This is a genomic window from Actinoplanes campanulatus, assembly GCF_014647795.1.
GTDB lineage: Bacteria > Actinomycetota > Actinomycetes > Mycobacteriales > Micromonosporaceae > Actinoplanes > Actinoplanes campanulatus.
On sequence record NZ_BMPW01000021.1, the window covers coordinates 73,912 to 91,577 of the forward strand.

Annotated in this window: 28 protein-coding genes; 22 read left to right on the forward strand and 6 right to left on the reverse strand. The window is 68.5% G+C overall.

Translation table 11 applies throughout. The features are described 5' to 3' along the window. The first annotated feature begins 9 nt into the window (after positions 1-9). The 20 genes from IEZ13_RS34435 (at position 10) to IEZ13_RS34530 (ending at position 14,028) form a co-directional block, all read left to right on the forward strand. Positions 10-222: a hypothetical protein gene (locus IEZ13_RS34435; protein ID WP_183225507.1), complete on the forward strand. Its 213-nt coding sequence runs from the start codon at positions 10-12 to the stop codon at positions 220-222. After that, entirely contained in the window at positions 222-1,409 is a 1,188-nt protein-coding gene (locus tag IEZ13_RS34440) for a phage portal protein (RefSeq protein WP_183225379.1), read from the forward strand. Before IEZ13_RS34435 ends, IEZ13_RS34440 begins: the two co-directional genes overlap by 1 nt. Next, positions 1,409-2,227, forward strand: a complete 819-nt coding sequence (locus IEZ13_RS34445; protein WP_183225378.1) for an HK97 family phage prohead protease — start codon at positions 1,409-1,411, stop codon at positions 2,225-2,227. Before IEZ13_RS34440 ends, IEZ13_RS34445 begins: the two co-directional genes overlap by 1 nt. A gap of 17 nt (positions 2,228-2,244) precedes the next feature. After that, positions 2,245-3,621, forward strand: a complete 1,377-nt coding sequence (locus IEZ13_RS34450; RefSeq protein ID WP_183225377.1) for a phage major capsid protein — start codon at positions 2,245-2,247, stop codon at positions 3,619-3,621. A 46-nt stretch (positions 3,622-3,667) separates the two neighbouring features. Further along, positions 3,668-4,282 carry an endonuclease VII domain-containing protein gene (locus IEZ13_RS34455; protein WP_183225376.1) on the forward strand — a complete coding sequence of 205 codons (615 nt, stop codon included), beginning with the start codon at positions 3,668-3,670 and terminating at the stop codon, positions 4,280-4,282. Positions 4,283-4,364: 82 nt separating this feature from the next. Continuing rightward, entirely contained in the window at positions 4,365-4,601 is a 237-nt protein-coding gene (locus tag IEZ13_RS34460) for a hypothetical protein (RefSeq protein WP_183225375.1), read from the forward strand. Then, positions 4,594-5,349 (forward strand): hypothetical protein, encoded by a 756-nt coding sequence (locus IEZ13_RS34465; protein ID WP_183225374.1) that lies wholly within the window; start codon positions 4,594-4,596, stop codon positions 5,347-5,349. Before IEZ13_RS34460 ends, IEZ13_RS34465 begins: the two co-directional genes overlap by 8 nt. Position 5,350: 1 nt before the next feature. Then, the gene (locus IEZ13_RS34470) at positions 5,351-5,947 is read left to right on the forward strand and encodes a phage gp6-like head-tail connector protein (RefSeq protein WP_183225373.1); all 597 of its coding nucleotides are present in this window, start codon (positions 5,351-5,353) and stop codon (positions 5,945-5,947) included. Further along, positions 5,944-6,357 carry a hypothetical protein gene (locus tag IEZ13_RS34475; protein WP_183225372.1) on the forward strand — a complete coding sequence of 138 codons (414 nt, stop codon included), beginning with the start codon at positions 5,944-5,946 and terminating at the stop codon, positions 6,355-6,357. The genes IEZ13_RS34470 and IEZ13_RS34475 overlap by 4 nt, the downstream gene beginning before the upstream one ends. A gap of 9 nt (positions 6,358-6,366) precedes the next feature. After that, on the forward strand, positions 6,367-6,876 hold the full coding sequence (locus IEZ13_RS34480) for a hypothetical protein (protein ID WP_183225371.1): 510 nt from the start codon (positions 6,367-6,369) through the stop codon (positions 6,874-6,876). 10 nt (positions 6,877-6,886) lie between these two features. Then, positions 6,887-7,288, forward strand: a complete 402-nt coding sequence (locus IEZ13_RS34485; protein WP_183225370.1) for a hypothetical protein — start codon at positions 6,887-6,889, stop codon at positions 7,286-7,288. Then, positions 7,285-7,638 (forward strand): hypothetical protein, encoded by a 354-nt coding sequence (locus IEZ13_RS34490; RefSeq protein WP_183225369.1) that lies wholly within the window; start codon positions 7,285-7,287, stop codon positions 7,636-7,638. Before IEZ13_RS34485 ends, IEZ13_RS34490 begins: the two co-directional genes overlap by 4 nt. A gap of 160 nt (positions 7,639-7,798) precedes the next feature. Next, a complete protein-coding gene (locus IEZ13_RS34495) occupies positions 7,799-8,215 on the forward strand; it encodes an HK97 gp10 family phage protein (RefSeq protein ID WP_373293061.1) in 417 nt (138 codons plus the stop codon). Then, entirely contained in the window at positions 8,216-9,718 is a 1,503-nt protein-coding gene (locus IEZ13_RS34500) for a phage tail tape measure protein (RefSeq protein WP_183225367.1), read from the forward strand. Continuing rightward, positions 9,708-11,813 carry a hypothetical protein gene (locus tag IEZ13_RS34505; protein ID WP_183225366.1) on the forward strand — a complete coding sequence of 702 codons (2,106 nt, stop codon included), beginning with the start codon at positions 9,708-9,710 and terminating at the stop codon, positions 11,811-11,813. Before IEZ13_RS34500 ends, IEZ13_RS34505 begins: the two co-directional genes overlap by 11 nt. Further along, positions 11,810-12,355 (forward strand): hypothetical protein, encoded by a 546-nt coding sequence (locus IEZ13_RS34510; RefSeq protein WP_183225365.1) that lies wholly within the window; start codon positions 11,810-11,812, stop codon positions 12,353-12,355. Before IEZ13_RS34505 ends, IEZ13_RS34510 begins: the two co-directional genes overlap by 4 nt. 9 nt (positions 12,356-12,364) lie before the next feature. Continuing rightward, on the forward strand, positions 12,365-13,162 hold the full coding sequence (locus IEZ13_RS34515) for a hypothetical protein (RefSeq protein ID WP_183225364.1): 798 nt from the start codon (positions 12,365-12,367) through the stop codon (positions 13,160-13,162). Beyond that, positions 13,159-13,407, forward strand: coding sequence for a hypothetical protein (locus IEZ13_RS34520; RefSeq protein WP_183225363.1), 249 nt, complete (start codon positions 13,159-13,161; stop codon positions 13,405-13,407). The genes IEZ13_RS34515 and IEZ13_RS34520 overlap by 4 nt, the downstream gene beginning before the upstream one ends. A gap of 178 nt (positions 13,408-13,585) precedes the next feature. After that, positions 13,586-13,804 (forward strand): holin, encoded by a 219-nt coding sequence (locus IEZ13_RS34525; RefSeq protein ID WP_183225362.1) that lies wholly within the window; start codon positions 13,586-13,588, stop codon positions 13,802-13,804. Continuing rightward, on the forward strand, positions 13,801-14,028 hold the full coding sequence (locus IEZ13_RS34530) for a hypothetical protein (RefSeq protein ID WP_183225361.1): 228 nt from the start codon (positions 13,801-13,803) through the stop codon (positions 14,026-14,028). The genes IEZ13_RS34525 and IEZ13_RS34530 overlap by 4 nt, the downstream gene beginning before the upstream one ends. A 71-nt stretch (positions 14,029-14,099) precedes the next feature. Here the strand turns inward: IEZ13_RS34530 and IEZ13_RS34535 are convergent, their stop codons facing one another. Beyond that, a complete protein-coding gene (locus IEZ13_RS34535; RefSeq protein WP_183225360.1) occupies positions 14,100-14,483 on the reverse strand; it encodes a hypothetical protein in 384 nt (127 codons plus the stop codon). Positions 14,484-14,585: 102 nt separating this feature from the next. Continuing rightward, a complete protein-coding gene (locus tag IEZ13_RS34540; RefSeq protein WP_306421551.1) occupies positions 14,586-14,804 on the reverse strand; it encodes a DNA-binding protein in 219 nt (72 codons plus the stop codon). 463 nt (positions 14,805-15,267) lie between these two features. Between IEZ13_RS34540 and IEZ13_RS34545 the strand changes: the two genes are divergently transcribed. Beyond that, positions 15,268-15,447, forward strand: a complete 180-nt coding sequence (locus tag IEZ13_RS34545; protein ID WP_183225359.1) for a hypothetical protein — start codon at positions 15,268-15,270, stop codon at positions 15,445-15,447. A 57-nt stretch (positions 15,448-15,504) separates the two neighbouring features. On the opposite strand, the gene IEZ13_RS34550 is transcribed toward IEZ13_RS34545, so the two are convergent. After that, entirely contained in the window at positions 15,505-15,714 is a 210-nt protein-coding gene (locus IEZ13_RS34550; protein ID WP_203834040.1) for a DNA-binding protein, read from the reverse strand. A 275-nt stretch (positions 15,715-15,989) separates the two neighbouring features. On the opposite strand from IEZ13_RS34550, the gene IEZ13_RS34555 reads away from it, so the two are divergent. Continuing rightward, positions 15,990-16,406: a hypothetical protein gene (locus tag IEZ13_RS34555; RefSeq protein WP_183225358.1), complete on the forward strand. Its 417-nt coding sequence runs from the start codon at positions 15,990-15,992 to the stop codon at positions 16,404-16,406. Positions 16,407-16,590: 184 nt separating this feature from the next. Here IEZ13_RS34555 and IEZ13_RS34560 read toward each other — a convergent pair whose 3' ends face one another. The 3 genes from IEZ13_RS34560 to IEZ13_RS34570 all read right to left on the reverse strand — a co-directional run bounded on the left by IEZ13_RS34560 (position 16,591) and on the right by IEZ13_RS34570 (position 17,527). After that, the gene (locus IEZ13_RS34560) at positions 16,591-16,749 is read right to left on the reverse strand and encodes a hypothetical protein (RefSeq protein WP_183225357.1); all 159 of its coding nucleotides are present in this window, start codon (positions 16,747-16,749) and stop codon (positions 16,591-16,593) included. After that, on the reverse strand, positions 16,746-16,895 hold the full coding sequence (locus IEZ13_RS34565; RefSeq protein WP_203834039.1) for a hypothetical protein: 150 nt from the start codon (positions 16,893-16,895) through the stop codon (positions 16,746-16,748). The genes IEZ13_RS34560 and IEZ13_RS34565 overlap by 4 nt, the downstream gene beginning before the upstream one ends. Before the next feature lie 74 nt (positions 16,896-16,969). Further along, positions 16,970-17,527: a Uma2 family endonuclease gene (locus IEZ13_RS34570; RefSeq protein WP_183225356.1), complete on the reverse strand. Its 558-nt coding sequence runs from the start codon at positions 17,525-17,527 to the stop codon at positions 16,970-16,972. Positions 17,528-17,666 lie beyond the last annotated feature (139 nt).

The window sequence follows — 17,666 nt, forward strand, 5'->3', positions numbered from 1 at the left end:
GGGTTCCCGGTGACGGTGCTCGCCGCGCGGCTACGCCCGCGCTGGGACCTGGCCACCGGCCGGATCGCCACCCTGGCCGGCGCGCTGGTCGGCAAGATCGGCCGCGGCCTACCCGGCATCGGCGGCCCCCTACTGGTGGCATTCGGGCTGTGGCTGGCGTGGGCGCCCCTCGGTTTCATCTTCGCCGGCCTGGCGCTCTGGGCGCTCGACAGGCGGGTCTGATGGGCATCTGGTTCCGCAAGCCTCAGCCCGAACGGCGCAGCCTGCCACGGCAGGAGATGAGCGGCCCGCCGTCGTTCGCCAGCGTCGACCTGTCGTCGGCCGAGTCGAGCCTTCAGTCGATCGCGGTGCACTCCTCCGTCGACCTCATCGCGTCGCTCGGCTCCGAACTGCCGGTGCACGTCTACGCCGGCGAGGGCGCCGCCCGGACCAAGAAGCCGACCCCCGGCTACCTGCTCGACCCGGCCGGCGACGGGAACGGCTTGCCCGACTGGGCCTACCAGCTGCTCACGTCGTGGCTACTGCGCGGCAACGGCTACGGCGACATCCTCACCATCGCGCCGTCCGGATACCCCACCCAGGTCCGGCTGTTCCACCCCGACGAGATCGGCGGCTGGATCGACCAGTCCGGCAACCCGGTGTGGACCGTCAACGGCAAACGCATCGAGACGTCACGGTTCTGGCACCGCCGCGTCAACCCGATCCCGGACCGCGTCCAGGGCCTGGGCCCAATCAGCATGCACGCCACTCAAATCGGGCTGTCCCTGACGACCACCAGGTACGGGCTGCAGTGGTTCGGCGACGGCGCTCACCCAGGCGGCATGCTCACCAACGAGCTGACCGACCTCAAGCCCGAGCAGGCCAAAACCGCCAAGGACCGCTTCATGGCCGCAGTCCGCGGATCCCGGGAGCCGGTCGTGCTGGGCCGCGGCTGGAAGTACCAGAACATCCAGGTCGCGCCGGAAGAGTCGCAGTTCCTGGAGACCCAGGGCTACACCGAGGCCCAGTGCTGCCGGATCTTCGGTCCCGGCATCGCCGAGATCCTCGGCTACGAATCCGGCGGGTCGCTGACCTACGCCAACGTCGAGAGCAGATCAACACACCTGCTCGTCTACAGCCTGAACAAATGGCTGCGCCGGCTGGAGCGTGTGCTCACCGACATGCTGCCCCGGCCCTGGTATGCGCGCCTCGACCGCGACGCGCTGTTGCAGGCGACCGCGCTGGACCGCTGGAAGGTCTACCAGCTCCAGCTCAGCACCAAGGCCCGTGCGATCAACGAGGTCCGCGACGACGAGGACTGGGGCCCGGTGCCGTGGGGCGACGGCCCCGCCGAAGAACCTCCGCCCGCGCCGCCGGCCGAGCCGCAAGACGAACCCGACGACGAACCCGACGAGGGCGAGGGGAACTGATGGACACGCTCACGCTGCCCGACCTGGACGTCGTGCGGACCACCCTGATCGCGTGCGAGCTGCGCGCCGACGACGAGGCCGGCGACGACCTGGGCGTCATGGACGTCCGCTGGTCGCCGTTCAACTCGTGGTACCGCATCGACTCGATGTGGGAGGGATCGTTCCTCGAACGGTCCGCGCCGGGCGCGTTCAAGCGCACCATCAAGGCCCACAACTCGGCCGCCGCCGAAGACGCCCACAACATCAAGACCCTCTTCAACCACGGCATGGACTTCCACATCGGCGACAAGATCCTCGGCCGGATCGAGAAGCTTCGCGAAGAGGCCGACTCCCCGGTGTCGCAGGTGCGCCTGTTCGACACCTCCTACAACCGGGACCTGCTGCCCGGCCTGCGTGCCGGTGTCTACGGCAGCTCGTTCATGTTCCGCGTCGTCAAGGACGAATGGAACAACGAGCCCGGCGCCAGCGACCACAACCCCGACGGCCTGCCCGAACGCACCCTCAAAGAGGTCCGCGTCTTCGAGGCAGGCCCGGTCACCTGGCCGGCGAACCCGGCCGCCAGCTCCGGCATGCGCTGCATGTCCGGCACCGACATGTACTACGAGCACCTGGCCCGCCTCGACCCGCACCGGGTCGAGGGCATGCGGGCACGCCTCACCGCACTCCGCGGCAGCCGACCCGACACCGTCACTCGGCCGGCCGACGGACCCGCGACAGTACCGACCGCCGACCCGGCTTCGCGCCACTCGGACGGGAACCGCCGCGGCGAACGCGCCCGGCGTATCCGTGAAGCGCGGCTCGCCGCGTTCCAGTCCTGAGAAGGGAACCGCTCTCCATGAAGACTTTGGAGGAGCTGCGCGCCCGGCAGTCGGAGATCGCCGACGAGCTGCGCGCGCTGAACGACGAGATCGGCAACGCCGACCCGACCACCGAACAGCAGGCCCGCTGGGACTCCCTCGACGCCGAGGAGAAGGACCTGCGCGAGACCCGCATCCCCGCGGCCGAGCGCGCCGCCCGGGTCGCCGACTCGCGTGCCCGCTGGCAGTCCACCCGGTTCTCCAGCAAGCCCGGCACGTTCGACGCCCTGAACAACCCGGCCGCCGGCCGGCAGGAACTCGTCGACTCGCTGATCCGCGCCAACGAGCACCGCGACATCGAAGGCCCCAACCAGGCCCACTTCGAGTGGGTGATCAAGCGGCACGCCGGTGACACCGCCTGGGCGGCGAACCTGCTGGCCCGGTCCCGCCCGGAGTACCAGTCCGGCTTCGCGAAGCTGATGATGGGCCGCGCCGAGCTGCTCACCGCCGAAGAGCGGACCGCAATGTCGGTCGGCTCCAACACCAACGGCGGCTACCTGCTCCCGACCCACCTCGACCCGACGATCATCCTCACCAACTCGGGCAGCTCCAACAACATCCGGCAGATCTCCCGCGTGGTCACCCTCACCCAGGGCACCACCTGGAACGGCGTCACCTCGGCCGGCGTCACCGCCTCGTGGGACGGCGAGCTCGCGGAGGTCTCCGACGACACCCCGACCCTGGGCCGAGTGTCGATCGCAACCAACATCGCGCAGGCGTTCGTCCAGGCGTCGATCGCGGCGTTCGACGACATCGACAACCTCGCCTCCGACGTGATGATGATGTTCGCCGACGCCCGCGACCGCCTCGAGGGCGCCGCGCACGCCACCGGCTCCGGCGCCAGCAACCAGCCGAAGGGCATCGTCACCGCGCTGGACGCGTCCACCTCGGTCGAGATCACGTCGACCACGGCGGCGACCATCGGCGAGGTCGACATCCACGCCGTCTACCGGGGCGTGCCGGTCCGCTGGCGCAACCGGTCGACGTGGCTGACCAACCCGCTGTACAACCTGGCCATCAAGCGCCTCGGCACCGCGGTCTCCAGCGCGTTCTCCGGCGACCTGACCCAGCCGGTGACCGACCGGATCCTGGGCCGCCCGGTCGTCGAGAGCGACGACATGCCGACCACCCAGACGACCACGAGCCTCGACAACGAGATCGTCTTCGGCGACTTCTCGAACTACGTGATCGTCGACAAGCCGGGCGGCATGTCCGTCGAGTACATCCCGCACCTGTTCAACACGAACGCGAACCTGCCCGACGGCCGCCGTGGCTGGTACGCGTACTGGCGCACCGGTGCCGACTGCGTGAACCTGTCGGCGTTCCGGCTGCTTCAAGATAAAACGTCGGCCTAGCACTGGTCTTATTCCAGTCAAGCGCAAGTCTTGTAGGCTGCGGGGCATGGATGCCCGTGCCCCGCAGGCCAAGACATGCTGCATCGAGAGTTGCGACAAGCCGTCCTTCACGCGCGGATGGTGCTCAATGCACTACTCGCGCTGGCAGCGACACGGTGACCCGCTCGCGCAACTGCGCTCCTCCCCGACGCCTCCAGACGCCGTCGAGAAGCGATGCTCGCGCTGCACCCAGACCAAGCCGGTCGACCAGTTCGATCGGCGCAAGGGCGCGAAGAACCGCCCCGGTTCCCTTAAGGGCTACTGCCGGGAGTGCGACAAGGAGTACTACCGGGAGTACGTCAGCTCTGCTGGTGGCCGTGAACGCGCACGAGTGGCTCGCTCTGGCTGGAGCAAGCGGAACCACGAGTACTTCCTGAAGTACCGCTACGACATCACGCTCGCCGACTACGAGGCGCTGATGGCGGCCCAGGGTGGCCGGTGCGCGATCTGCGGAACGGACCAGCCCGGCGGCAACTTCACCAAGTGGGCCGTCGATCACTGCCACAACAGCAGCAAGGTCCGTGGCTTGCTGTGCGGCTCCTGCAACCTGGGCATCGGACAGCTCGGCGACGACCCGGCGCGCCTCCGCGCCGCCGCCGACTACATCGAGCGCCACCGCTAACAGATCACGATCCAGAAGGGCCGGGTCCTCGCAGGGCGCCCGGCCCTTTCTCCTGCCCTGCGACGCCCTGCGGGAGGAAACCATGGCCAAGATCTACCGCGTCCGCCCGGCCTCGGCCGGCGGCCCGTGCGCCGTCCGCCACCCGGAGCACGGCGAGTTCACCGTCCCCAACCCCGCCCAGCAGTTCACCGCCGACGACCCGCTGGTGCGCGCCTACCCGTGGCTGTTCGTCGTCGACAGCGAAACCGCCGACGAGCCGCCCGTCGAGGCCGCCACCCGCCGGCCCGGCGAGCAGCGCGGCCGGCTCTCCCGTGGCTGAGTTCACCGAGGGAACCGTGATCGTCGGGTTCCTCGACCCCGGCGCCTGGAGCGCGTGCTTCGGCCTGTCCTACCGCGACCTGTGCCTCTACGACGCCGCCTCGTCGCAGCGCATCGTGCGACCCGGCGGCAAGGAACTGCGCGCGGTCACCGGTGCCGGCGGCATTGCCGTCAACCGCAACAAGGTTGCCCGAGACTTCCTCGACAACACCGATGGCGAATGGCTGTGGTTCGTCGACTCCGACATGGGGTTCGCGCCGGAGACCGTCGACCAGCTCGTCAAGTCCGCCGACCCGGCCTTGCGCCCCGTGATGGGCGCGCTCTGCTTCGCCGCGCTTCGCCGTAAACCTGCCGAGGTCCGCACCCTCTACGCCGAGCGGTTTCTGATCCAGCCGACCGTCTACGAGTACGTCGAGACCGACGGCGAGGTCGGATTCCGGCCCATCATCGACTACCCGCGTGACCAGGTCATGCCGGTCGCGGGCACCGGGGCAGCCTGCCTGCTCATCCACCGCAGCGCCCTCGAGGTGGTTCGCGCCCGGTACGGAGATGCCTGGTTCGACCCGATCGTGCACCCGACCGGCCTCAAGGGCCGGCCGCGCACGTTCTCCGAGGACCTGTCGTTCTGTATCCGGCTACAGGCCGTTGACCTTCCCGTGCACGTCGACACCGCGGTGAAGACGACCCACGAGAAGGGCTTCATCTACCTCGACGAGGAGACGTTCGAGGCTCAGAACCTGGAGGGATGACGTGGCCAACGAATACGCCACCCTCGCCGAACTCAAAGGCGCGCGGAAGATCCCACTGTCGGACACCGCCGACGACGCGGCGCTCAACAAGGCGCTCACCCGCGCCTCTCGGGCCATCGACGACCGCACCGGCCGCCGGTTCTGGCTCGACGGCTCCGCCACGGCCCGCACCGGCGCCACTCGCGGCCGGGTCGTCCGCGACGACGGCGACGGGGAGCTGCTGCTCGTCGACGACATCGCTTCAACGACGGGCCTGATCGTCGAACTCGGTGACGGATCCGCCTGGACCGCGGTCACCGACTACTTCACCGAGCCCGACAACGCCCTCGCCGACAGTCGGGCGATCACCGGCCTGCGCCGCGACCGCGGGCTGTGGTGCACCTCCCGACGCTGGCGGATCACCGCGCTGTGGGGGTGGCCGGCCGTGCCGGACCCGATCGCCGAGGCGACACTGCTGCTCGCGAATCGGCGATTCATGCGCCGCGACTCGCCGGAAGGTGTGGCCGGCTGGGCGAACGAGGGCCCCGTCCGGGTCTCTCGGTTCGACCCGGACATCGAGGATCTCGTCTCGCCCTATGTACTGCCGGGGTTCGCATGATCCTCGCCGACGTCATGGACGAGGTGGCCACCGTGCTTGCCACCGTCACCGGGCTGCGCGTGCAGGCCTACCCGGCGTCGACCGTCACTCCGCCGGCCGGGGTCGTCAACTATCCGGTCCCGCCCGGGATCCAGTATCACCAGACCTACGGCCGCGGCGAGACGAGCTACCCGGACGTCGAGGTGACCCTCGTGTCGTCGCGGGTTACCGACCGGTCCGCCCGCGATCAGGTGTCGGCCTGGTGCTCGGACACCGGCGATCAGTCGGTCATCGAACAGCTTGAGGCGCACATCTGGACGTCCTGCGACGAGGTGACCGTGGCCAGCTGTGAGTTCGAGGTCGTCACGATCGGCGGCACCGACTACCTCGGCGCGACCTTTCACCTCGATATCACCGGACCGGGCAACTAGGAGGGGCCGATGGCCACCACGCTGAAAACTGTGGTGACGGCGCAGATCGACGCCGTCTACAAGAACGTGCTTGACCTCGGCACGCCGACCGATTCGTTCCTCAAGAAGACGAAGATCGAGCTGTCGGAAGGCACCGGCGCCAACTCGGCGGACCGGATGTTCCACGACCAGCGGACGATCAACGCCTCGTCGAGTGAGGATCTGGACCTGGCCGGCGTGCTGGCGGGCCCGTTCGGCAACACGCTGACGTTCGTCGAGCTGCGGGCGATCCTGATCTCCGCATCGTCGAGCAATACCAACAACGTCCGGGTCACCCGGCCGGCGAGCAACGGCGTGCCGCTGTTCCTGGCGGCCAGTGATGGGATCGACATCCCGCCCGGTGGCGTCTTCATGTGGGCCTGTCCGGCTGACGGCAAGGTCACCGTCACCGCGTCGACCGGAGACCTGCTCACCGTCGCGAACTCGTCGTCCGGCACCTCGGTGACGTACGACGTCGTCATCATCGGCACCAGCGCCTGAGGAGGCTGACGTGGCGCGCAAGCACTCCAAGTCGACGGTCATTCTGATCGACGGCAACAACGTCTCCGAGTTCTGCACGGACTCCAACTGCGAGCAGAGTTCCGGCACCGAGGACAACACCACGTACGGCAAGAACGCCATCGTGAAGGATCCGACGCTGCTCACCGGCGCGTTCGCCTGCTCCGGCAAGTACGACGACGGCGCGACCGGCCCGCGGGCGGTACTCAAGCCGCTGGTCGGGCAGAAGGTCAACGTCAAGTACCGGCCGGAGGGCACCGGGAGCGGCCTGCCCCAGGACAGCTTCGACGCGATCATCACGAAGTACGTCGAGACCGCCCCAGTGGCCGGCTACCGCCTCTGGTCCCTGGAGACCGAGCCGTCCGACGACTGGGATTCGGCGGACCAGGTATGAGCGAGATCGCAAGCTTCGAAGACCTCACCGGCGGCGAGGCGGAGTCCATCACCGTCGAACTCGCCGGCGGCAAGACCGTCCGGGTGCGCGGCCTCTCCCGCTACGAGTACATGCTCGCCGGCAAGCAATCGCAGCGCAACGGCGAGACGGACGTCAACCAGTTCGAGGGCCAGATCGTGCACTACGGCATGGTCGAGCCGGCGCTCTCGCTCGGCCAGGTCGAGGCGTGGCAGAAGGCCCCCGGCCGGTCCGCGGACTTCGCCCGCGTGGAACGGGAGATCATGCGGCTGTCCGGGCTCGGCGAGGACGCCGACAAAAGCGATCTACGAGAGCTTCGAGACGAGTCCTGACCTGGAATTCGACCACCTCCTGTGCCTCAAGCTCGGATGGCGGTCAGTGACGGAGATGCGCCGGGGAATGACGTCGGCGGAGTGGCAGCGCTGGCGAATCTACTTCCTGCGCCGCCATCAGGAACGCGAACTCGCGATGGAGCAGTCCAGGAGGTGAGTCGTGACCGAGATGCGGATCGCCGTCACCGGCCTGGCTCAGCTCAACCGCGGACTCCGGGCGATCGACAGCGAAGCGCCGAAGCAACTGCGCCTCGCGCTCAACGAGGCCGCCGAACTGCTCGTCACCAAAACCCGCCCGAAGATCCCCGCTGTCACCGGGGCGGCCCGGTCCAGCCTCAAGGCTCGGTCCACCCGCACCTCCGCCCGCGTTGCCGTCGGCGGCAAGAAGGCCCCGTACTTCCCCTGGTTGGACTTCGGCGGCCAGGGGCGAGTCAAGGGGCGGCCGGCGCCCAGGGCGTTCATCAACGAGGGCCGGTACGTGTACCCGACGCTCGCCGAGATCCGGCCCGAAATCGAGCAGGTACTGCAGGATTCCATCTCCGCCGTGATCTCCGGCGCCGGCCTCGAGGAGGACTAGGTGGCGGGCAATGCGGTCACCCTGGAGTTCGCCGGCGACGCGACCAGGCTCCAGCGGGCGGCTCAGCAGGCGACCGAGGCCACCGACTCGGTGGCCCGGGCGGCCAATGACGCTGGCTCCAGTTTCCAGCAGTCCAGCCAGGATGCGTCGCGTTTCGAGCAGCGGATGGGCAACCTCGGTGCGGCCACGGCCGGCCTCACCGACGCCGTCGACTCGCTCGCTGGTGGCATGCAGGCGGTCGCCGACATCCAGGACTACGCCCGCCAGCGTGCGCAGCGCCTTGAGCAGGCGGAGACCGACGTTGAGCAGGCGATGGCCGATACGCGTCAGGCCGCGATCGACCTCGAGCAGTCGATCGTCGACCTGAACCAGGCCAAACTCGACGGGCAGCAGGCCAGCCTCGATCTGGACCAGGCCTTGATCGACGAGAAGCAGGCGATCCTCGATGCGCAGACTGCGGTGAAGGAGTACAACGAGGCGGTCGCGGAACACGGCAAGGGCAGCGACGAGGCCAAGCAGGCCGCTCTGGATCTGGAGCAGGCGCAGCAGGATCAGGCTCAGGCGATGCTGGACGCGGACCAGGCGGCGGCCGACGCGACGCAGGCGCAGACCGACCTCAAGCAAGCCACCGAGGACGGCAAGCAGGCGAACATCGATGCCCGCCAGTCGCAGATCGACCTCAATGACGCCATGCACGAGGCGAACCCTCCCCAGTTGCAGGAGTGGGCCGATAAGCTCGCCCTGATCACGCCGCTGCTCACCGCGGTGATCGGCGTGACGTCGCTGGTGACCGCGGCGCAGTGGGCGTGGAACGCGGCGCAGCTCGCGAACCCGCTGACCTGGATCATCCTCGGGATCGTCGCCCTGATCGCCATCATCGTGCTGCTCGTGGCGAACTGGGACTGGGTCGCGGAGAAGGCCGGCCAGGCGTGGGACTGGATCAAGGAGAAGGCGATCCAGGCGTGGGACTACCTGAAGACGATTCCCGGCAAGATCGCCGACCACTTCGAGGCGGTGTGGCGGGGGCTCACGACACCGTTCCGTAAGGCGTGGGACTGGGTCAAGGACAAGTCGTCCCAGGTGTGGGAGTACCTGAAGAAGCTGCCCGGGAAGATCGCCGATGCATTCTCCAGCATCGGCACCAAGATCAGTGCGCCGTTTCGGGCCGCATTCAACGCGATCTCCCGCGCCTGGAACTCCACGGTCGGTCAGCTGAGCTGGACCGTGCCCGGATGGGTGCCCGGAGTCGGCGGATCCTCGGTCAGCGCACCGAAGCTGCCGACCTTCCACACCGGCGGCAAGATCCCCGGCCTGCCCGGGCAAGAGGTGCCGTTCCTCGGCCTGGCCGGCGAGACCGTGCTCCCCGCGGGCCGGTCACCCTCCGACAGCGTCCAGGTGGTCGTCATGCTCGACTCCGACGTCCTCATCGAGGGCCTCGCCCGACAGGTGGGCCGCCGCGGCGGCAACGTGCAGCTGGTCTTGGGCGGCCGCAATGCCGCGTAAGAACGATGTTGCCCTCGAGGTCTACTACGACGGCGCCTGGCACGACCTGGTCATTGGCGACTACGTGCTGGCCGGCCAGCAGATCAAGATTCAGCGCGGCGACGGGGCGCAGTCCGCGGCCATGCGCCCCGCTCTGCTGACCGCCCAGCTCAGCAACGACGAGGACCTGTTCCGCAACAGCAACCCGGAGTCGCCGCTCTACGGCAAGGCGGGCCGGAACGTCCCGATCCGGGTATCCGTCGGCGGGGTGGTCCGCGGGCACGTCCAGGTGTCGCGGTGGGAGGCCAGCGAATCCCGCGATTTCCGGGCCAAGCCGAAGCGCGGCAGCGCATGGGTCGACGTCGAGGCGGGTGGCCTGCTCCAGCAGATCCATCAGTGGAAAGAGCCGCTCAAGAGTCCGCTCGTGCGCAACACCCTGTCGCTGTCCAACCTGATCGGGTTCTGGCCGCTCGAGGACCCGCGGGACGCGCCGTACCTGTCGACGCCGATGCCCGGCGGGATCGCGGGCGTGACCTTCGGCGAGGTGACCCTCGGCGGCGAACAGCGGCCCGGTGGCGCCACGGCGGCCGCCGAGGTCGCCGCCGACGGCGTGCTCACCGGACGCTTCCTGCGGTCGACGGCGTCCGGCTACCAGCTGACCTTCTCCGCCTACATCCCGGCCACCCTCACGGCCGCCTACCAGGAGATCTTCCGCTGGACGGACAGCCGGAACCGGGTGTGGGCGTGGGAGATCAACGACGCCAGCTACGCCTATCGGATCTACGACTCCGACGGATCGACCCTGTCGTACACCTCCGACAGTTACGGCACCCAGAGCCCGGTCCAGTGGGTTCGGTTCCGGATGAAGGTGACCGTGTCCGGCGGCACGATCACCTACGAGCCGGCCTGGTACCCGGAAGGCGCGACGTTCACGACCGGATCGACCCAGACGTTCTCCGGCACGGCCACCGGCCAGCCCCGAACGTGGCTCACTCCCAGAACCGACTACAGCACCGGCGCGTTCTACTCCTGCGTGTACGCGGTCGACGACCCGGACATCGACCTGGTTAGCGACAGTGGCGTGCTGGCCGCATTCAACGGGCACGCCGGGGAACGGGCCCGGAACCGGTTCGGCCGGCTCATGAACGAAATGGGCCTGCCCTGGAATGCGATCGGCACCACGGCCCTGTCGGAACCGATGGGCGTGCAGCCCGCAGCGCCGTTCGCGGACATCCTCAAGGAGATCCGCGACACCGAAGACGGCCTCATGTTCGACGCCATCGACAACATCGCGGTGATCTTCCTGCTGCGCAACGCGCGGTACAACCGCACCGCAGTCCGCATCGACGTCAACGAGTTGCCCGGCCGGCCCCGGGAGGTCACCGACGACCTGGGCGTCTACAACATCGTCACAGTGTCGCAACGCGACGGCGGCGAAGCGGCCGCCGAAGACGCCACCAGCCCAATCGGGTCGCAGTCGTCCCCGGACGGCATCGGACCCTACGAGCAGACGATCGACGTCAACATCGACGACGAGGCGGTACTGCCTGGCCTGGCCGGCTGGTGGCTGAACCGCGGCACCGTCGACCTTCCCCGGTATCCGGCGGTCACGGTCAACCTGGCCGCCCTCGACCCGGACAAGGTCGCCGAGATTGAGGACATCGACGTCGGCGACGCCCTGGAGATCACCGGCTACCGCGAATACGACATCCGGTTGCAGGTCGTCGGCTACACCGAGACGATCGGCTGGCCCAACGCCCGCAGCATCGTGTTCACCACGGTCCCGGACCAGATCTTTGACGTCGGCACCTACGACGGCGACCGCCGCTACGACCTGCGCACGGCAACCGTGTCGGCGGTGGCCGGCCCGACCGCTACCACGCTGACGATCGGTATCACCGACGACGAGGCGTGGTCGTCGACCAGCGCCTACGACCTGATGATCGCCGGCGAACTGGTCGGCGTGCCCGTCGGCGGCATGGGCGCGCGCACCGGATCGGCCGGCGCGTATCAGCAGGTGCTCACCGGCGCCGTCCGCAGCAAGAACGGCGTCCGCAAGACGTTGCCCGTCGGGGCCGAGGTCCACATCGCTACTCCCGGGAGGTGGGCGCGGTGACGACGCGCGAGTCCGGCATCGAGGTGTTCGGCGGCGACATCATCTATGCCGCCGACATCAACTCCGTGGTGGCGAGCCTGCCGAAGCTGTACGTCAAGGACAACGTCACGTCGCGGCAGTCCACGACCACGCTGGCCGACGACCCGGACCTGGCCGGGATCGCCCTGGCGGTGGGCGTCTACGACATCGAGCTGCTGTTGTTCTACACGGTGGCGTCGACCACGCCCAAGATCAAGACCCGGTGGGGGTTCACCGGGACGATCACGAACAGCATCCGGGTGTGCCACGGCCCCGGCTCGGCCAACGTCGGCGCCCCCGACGCGGTCACGGACGCCACGTTTCGCGGATACGGCCTCACCAGCCAGGACGCCGTCTACAACTCGTCGACCTCGACCGCCTACACCGCGGTGACCGAGACGGTGTACGGCGCCGAGGTGACCGTGACCGGCAACCTCAGCCTGCAATGGGCGCAGAGCGTCTCGACTGCCTCCAACGTCAATGTGCAGCCGGGCAGCACGTTCCGCATCCGCAAGATCTCCTGAGGGGACGCTATGGCCACCTGGATCCTCGTGCCCTGTCTCGGGCAGCTGCGCGGCGAGTTCAACACGGTCGCGCCGAACCGTGATCGAGGCGCGGACGGCTCGATCGGCGACAGCTCGCACACCTCCTCGTCGGACCACGCCGACGACGAGGCCTCGGACGTCCTGCGCGATCGCGATGCGGACAGCGATCACGAGGTCCACGCCACCGATATTGACTCGACCGGGCCGTGGCCGGACGGCAAGGGCGGCGAGGCGGGCGGCTGGTTCGACCAGCAGATCCGGCGCCTCGCCGAGCAGGAACGGGTCGAGTACGAGAGCCCGGACGTCTACGGCCGGTTGCAGAACATCATCTGGCGCGGCCGGATCATCTCCCGCTCGTGGGGCTGGTCCGAGTGGCGCCCCTACTCCGGCCCGTCCGCGCACTTCGATCACGCGCACTTCTCCGCGCGGTACCTGACCGGCGCCGAGAGCGACACACGCCCGTGGGGCATTGAGGAGGACGACATGCCGTCTGCTGAGGATATTGCCCGGGCGGTCTGGGCGTACGGGCTTCAAGATCCATACGCGCCGACCGATCCGTCCCGGAAACTCCCCGCCGGGACGTGGCTCAAATACAGCACCTCCCGCGGCCAGGTCTCCGAGCTGGCGCGGGCGGTTGCCGCGCTGGCGTCGGCTGACGTGGTCGACGAGGCCGCGATCGGCGCGGTGGTCCTGGCGGCGCTCACGCCGGAGGCTATCGCTGCAGCGATCCCGGCTGAGCTGGCCGAGCAGGTCGCGGACAAGCTGGCCGAGCGGCTCCAGGCATGACCGCGCCGGGCGATCACGGGGGCGTCGTCATCACCTTGCGAGACATCTATCAGCAGCTTGTCGGGCTGGCTACCCGGGTGGATACGGCCCTGTCGCGTGGTGACCACCATGAGGAGATGCTGACGGACCATGAGTCGCGCCTACGGTCGCTGGAGCGTGGCCGCTGGCCACTGGCCTCGGCGACCGCGCTGATCGCGTTGGGGTCGCTGGCGGTGGCGATCCTCGTGGCGCTCTACAAGAAGTAGCTGCCGCCCTAAACCTTTCTGGTCCGTAGGAGATGGGCACCTTAGGTCTGGTTAAGGTCCCCGACCGCCGCCACCCGTTCGATTGGTGCTGACCCTGCCCGTTCGGTTGGTGCGCCCCAGCTCAGCCCTTTCGGTCCTCGGCATGCCGCCGGGGGCCTTCGTTGTGATCGGAGACATCATGCGCACCGCAGTTTTCTGGCGGGAGACCACCGAGCGCGCCGTGAAGTCGGCCGCTCAGGCGCTACTCGGCCTGTGGCCGCTCGACCAGTTCAACATCCTCAACGCCGACCCGCGCCTCGCCGGCGGAATCGCGGCCGGCGCCGCAGTGCTGTCGATCCTGACCTCACTGGCGTCTACGGCCATCGGCTCCACGTCGAGCCCCAGCGTGGTCGAGTGAGCCGCCGGGCGGTCTGGATCACCGCATTCCTCGGCGTCACCACGGTCGCGCTGGTCGCCGAGTGCTGGGCATCGTGGGACAGCAGCCCCGACACGGTGCCGTGGACCGACCTGATCGTGGGCTATGTGCCGGGCGAGATCACTGCCTTGGTCCTCGGCGCGCTCGCGGCCTGGCTCCCCGTGCACTTCGGGCTCCGCTACTGGCGGAAGCGCCGCGCCGAGTAGTACTACAGACGTCCCCATGAAGCGCCCCACCTGGCCACCCGGCCGGGTGGGGCGCTTCATGCTGTTCAGGGTCAGTCGCGGCGCCAGCGGTACGGCTTCGGTCCCTTGCAGGTGTAGCGGACGCCGTCCTTGGTGAAGCTCTGCCCGCGCCGGTTGGTGGCGCAGAACGCGCCAGGCTTGCCCGCGCCCAGGTCCCGCTCCGGGTCGGCCTCCTTGGTGCGGGTGGCCGGCCGCGACGTGGCGACCTCGGTCACCACCGTGGTGGCAGTGGACCGGGTGGTGACCGTGCCGGCGGGCCGGTCCTCCCGGTCGGCAGTCGCGCCGATGGCGAGGAAGCCCCCGAGGCACAGCACGAGGACGCCACCGCCGGCGCCGAGCACGATGGGTAGGGTCCGCTTCGGCTTCGGCTGCTGCGGCGGCTTGTAGCCGGGCGGGTACGACGGCGGGTAGGACACGGGCTCTCCCGGGCGTGAGGCGTAGACGCACGAGCATCGCTGTCCCGCCGAGGCCAGCGCCAGTGCGGCCGGATGATCGTCGGCGATGTCCAGCCGTTCGGGCTACTCGCCTTCGGGGTCCTCGGCGAGCGCCGGCCGGTGCTCGGCGATCCAGGCCTCGACGTCCTGGGCGAGCCAGATCCTGCCCGCTTTCAGCTCCCACCGCGGGGCCGGGAAGGCCAGCTTGCGGCTATCGGCGATCTGTGAGACGCGCGCCGCGGTGACGCCGAGCGCCCGCGCGATCTCTGCGGTGCCCATCAGTCGCACGTCGTCGAGGTCCACAAGATCGAACGCTAAGTGACTTCGCACTTTACGGTACGTAATACCCGTTCACTCTTTACGATCCTTCTAGATGGTCCTAAAGTCCCTGACCTAGAGGCGGCGCGGTGCTGGACTCGATCACCGGCGCCGCGCCGCCTCGTCCACCCCTGGATCAGGGAGGCGACCATGACGGGCGCAGCAGACGGCACGCAGTTGGCGATACCGCCGCAGCAGTGGACCGAGGCCAGGAGGCGCCGCTCCATCTGCGGATGCGGCAGGCCGATCAAGACGTGCTGTTTCGGCTGGGTCCACGAAGACTCCAACTGGGTCACGTCGGGCACGTGTGCGGACGCCGTACCTAAGGACGGCCGCTGATGGTGAGCTGGATCCACATGCTCTGCGGGCGAGCCGCGAAGTTCCCGAGGGGGACCGACCCGAACGCTAAGAACTCGCCGTGCCCGTCCTGCGGTGTAGCGGTCGGCGGATGGGCTCCGGCGTGACCGGCGAGCCGAGTGAGGCCTCCGCGCCGCCCGCCCCGGCCCGGCAGGATCGCGAGGAGCCGTCGATCATGCGCCTGCTGCTCTCCGGCGTGCTGACGCCGGAGGAGATCGACCGTCTTGAGGTGGCGCCGGGCCGGTGGTGCCTGCCCGGCGCGCCCCCGTAGCCCCCTGCCGGAGGGGTGGAGGGCGGCGAGTGCTGCGGGGCAGGGACCCGGCCGCAGCTACTCGTCGCCCTCGTCGTCGAGGAGGTCGGGCCGGTGCTCACGAACCCACGCTTCGACGTCGGTGGTCAGCCAGACGCGGCCCATGACCAGCTCGTCGTAGGTGGCCGGCCAGCTCGGGAGGGCGAGGTAGTGCTTGAGCCGGGTCTCGCCGATGCGGAGCCGCTGCATGATCTCGGCGGCTCCCATGAGTCGGCCCGTGCGCGGCATGCCCTGACGCTATGGAGATCGGCCCTGACGCCTCCGTCACTGCCGGAGGCGTCACTAGTCGCGCGCCATGATGCACGGATCTTGGTCGAAGATCAAGTGGCCGATATTGATCTGGCTGAAAGTTGACACGTTCCAATCTGGACGAGTCGGCGGACCAAGGCCAAACGTATTGATCGCCCACCGTTACGGCAATGTTGCCAGTGCGTTACGAGGAGTCTCATGGATCTCTAGCCTCCTGGGGCCAACAAGGAGGCCGGGACCCCCGGGGGGAATCAGTGGTCATCGCCGCCGTCATCTTCATCCCGCCCAGCATCAGCCTCGACAGCATCTACGCCACGCAGTGCGTCGAGTACGCCCTTCAGCGCGGCTATCGGCTCACCGCGATCATCCGGGAGTGGAGCGTGGTGGAGCACTACCTGTGCTCCGGCTCCGCCATGGTCGTCGTTGTGGCCCGGCACGAACACCTCGCCGGCGAGCAGTTGGTTGAGGTCGTCGACTCGGGGCCCTGCGCGCCCGTGGTGGATCTGTGCTCCCGGCGAGCCAAGCAGAACACCCGACGCCTGTGGCCGAGCCGGAAGTGGTTCAGCAACGACCGGGTCCGGGAGATCCTCGACGGCGACGGCCCGGTGTACGGCCTGGACAGGGAGACCGTCGAAGCGCTTCGGCGGATCCGTCGAGGGTTGAGCCACTAGGCCGGCCGTCACTCCCTGTGCAAGATCAAGGGTGTACGTAAGGGTGTACTGCACCGTGTTGTTGGGGGTTGCACTGAGCAGCGTTTATGCAGGCCAGGCAACGTCTTGCAACAACTGTCGACAGACTCGTAATGCGTAGGTCGTCGGTTCGATTCCGACAGGCGGCTCAGAGGGAAAGCCCAGGTCACTGACCTGGGCTTCTTCTTTTGAACAGGTCGACCACCGTCTCTCCGACCGTGCCGGTCCGCATATGGTCCGCACCCTGCCGAGCCGCCTGGTCGAGGCGGTTCGCCACCTGATCGAGGTCGTCCTCGAACAGGTCCGCGTAGACGTCCAGGGTCATGGCCGCCGAGGCGGGATGGGCACCGACCGGCGCTGGTGGTTCTTCGGGGTGCCCTCGACCAGTTGCCCGCGTACCTCGCTGAACGCCACCGCAACCGTGACCCGGCGTCGCAGCAGGTCCAGGCGGCCCACCCGCAGTGCGGACATCTCGCCCCACCTGAGGCCGGTGTATGCCAAGAACCGGACGGTGGGATGGCTGGAGCTGTAGGCGGCTGTGACCGTCAGCGGCGTACGAGGGACCGGGTGTCGAGTTCGAACCGGAACGGGTGCTCGGAGGTCAGGGTTGCGCCGGTCTTCACGACGGTTTCCTCGACGTAGTGGTGGCTGTCGAGGCGGTTGAGCCGCAGTGTCAGCGAGTCCGGTGCCTCGTGCTCGACCAGGAGGTACCACCCGATGCCGGCAGCGGCGTAGAGCTGCATCTTGAGCACGCGGTCCATGGCGGCGTTGCTCGGCGAAACGATCTCACCGATCAGGACCACCCGGGAGGCGTCCGCCGTGACGTCTTCCTCATCCTGGTCCACCACAGCCAGGTCGGGAATGACGATGCGGCCGGTGTTCAACCTGACGTTGATCGCCTCGTAGACGAAGAGCCCGGCTGGTTCGGCACCGTCTTCCAGTGCGTTCGCCAGGCGGCGGGAGAGGCGCTGATGGCTCATGCTCGGCGCGGGGCTCACGACCAGGCTCCCATCGATGAGCTCGATCCGGTCCGTCGTCTCGCCGAGCGCAAAATACTCGTCCTCAGTCCATGGACCGACGTGGTCAACCACTCCCACGCTCATCGACTACGTCACCTCCAGCAGCGGCTCATATGAAGATGCTTCCGTCCACGGTACGGCACCTCAGGCAGCACGGTGATCCTGCGAAGCAGCGCGGTGGCGTGAGTGGGAAGGCGGCCCGTCCTTGGCCGAGGTGGCGGCC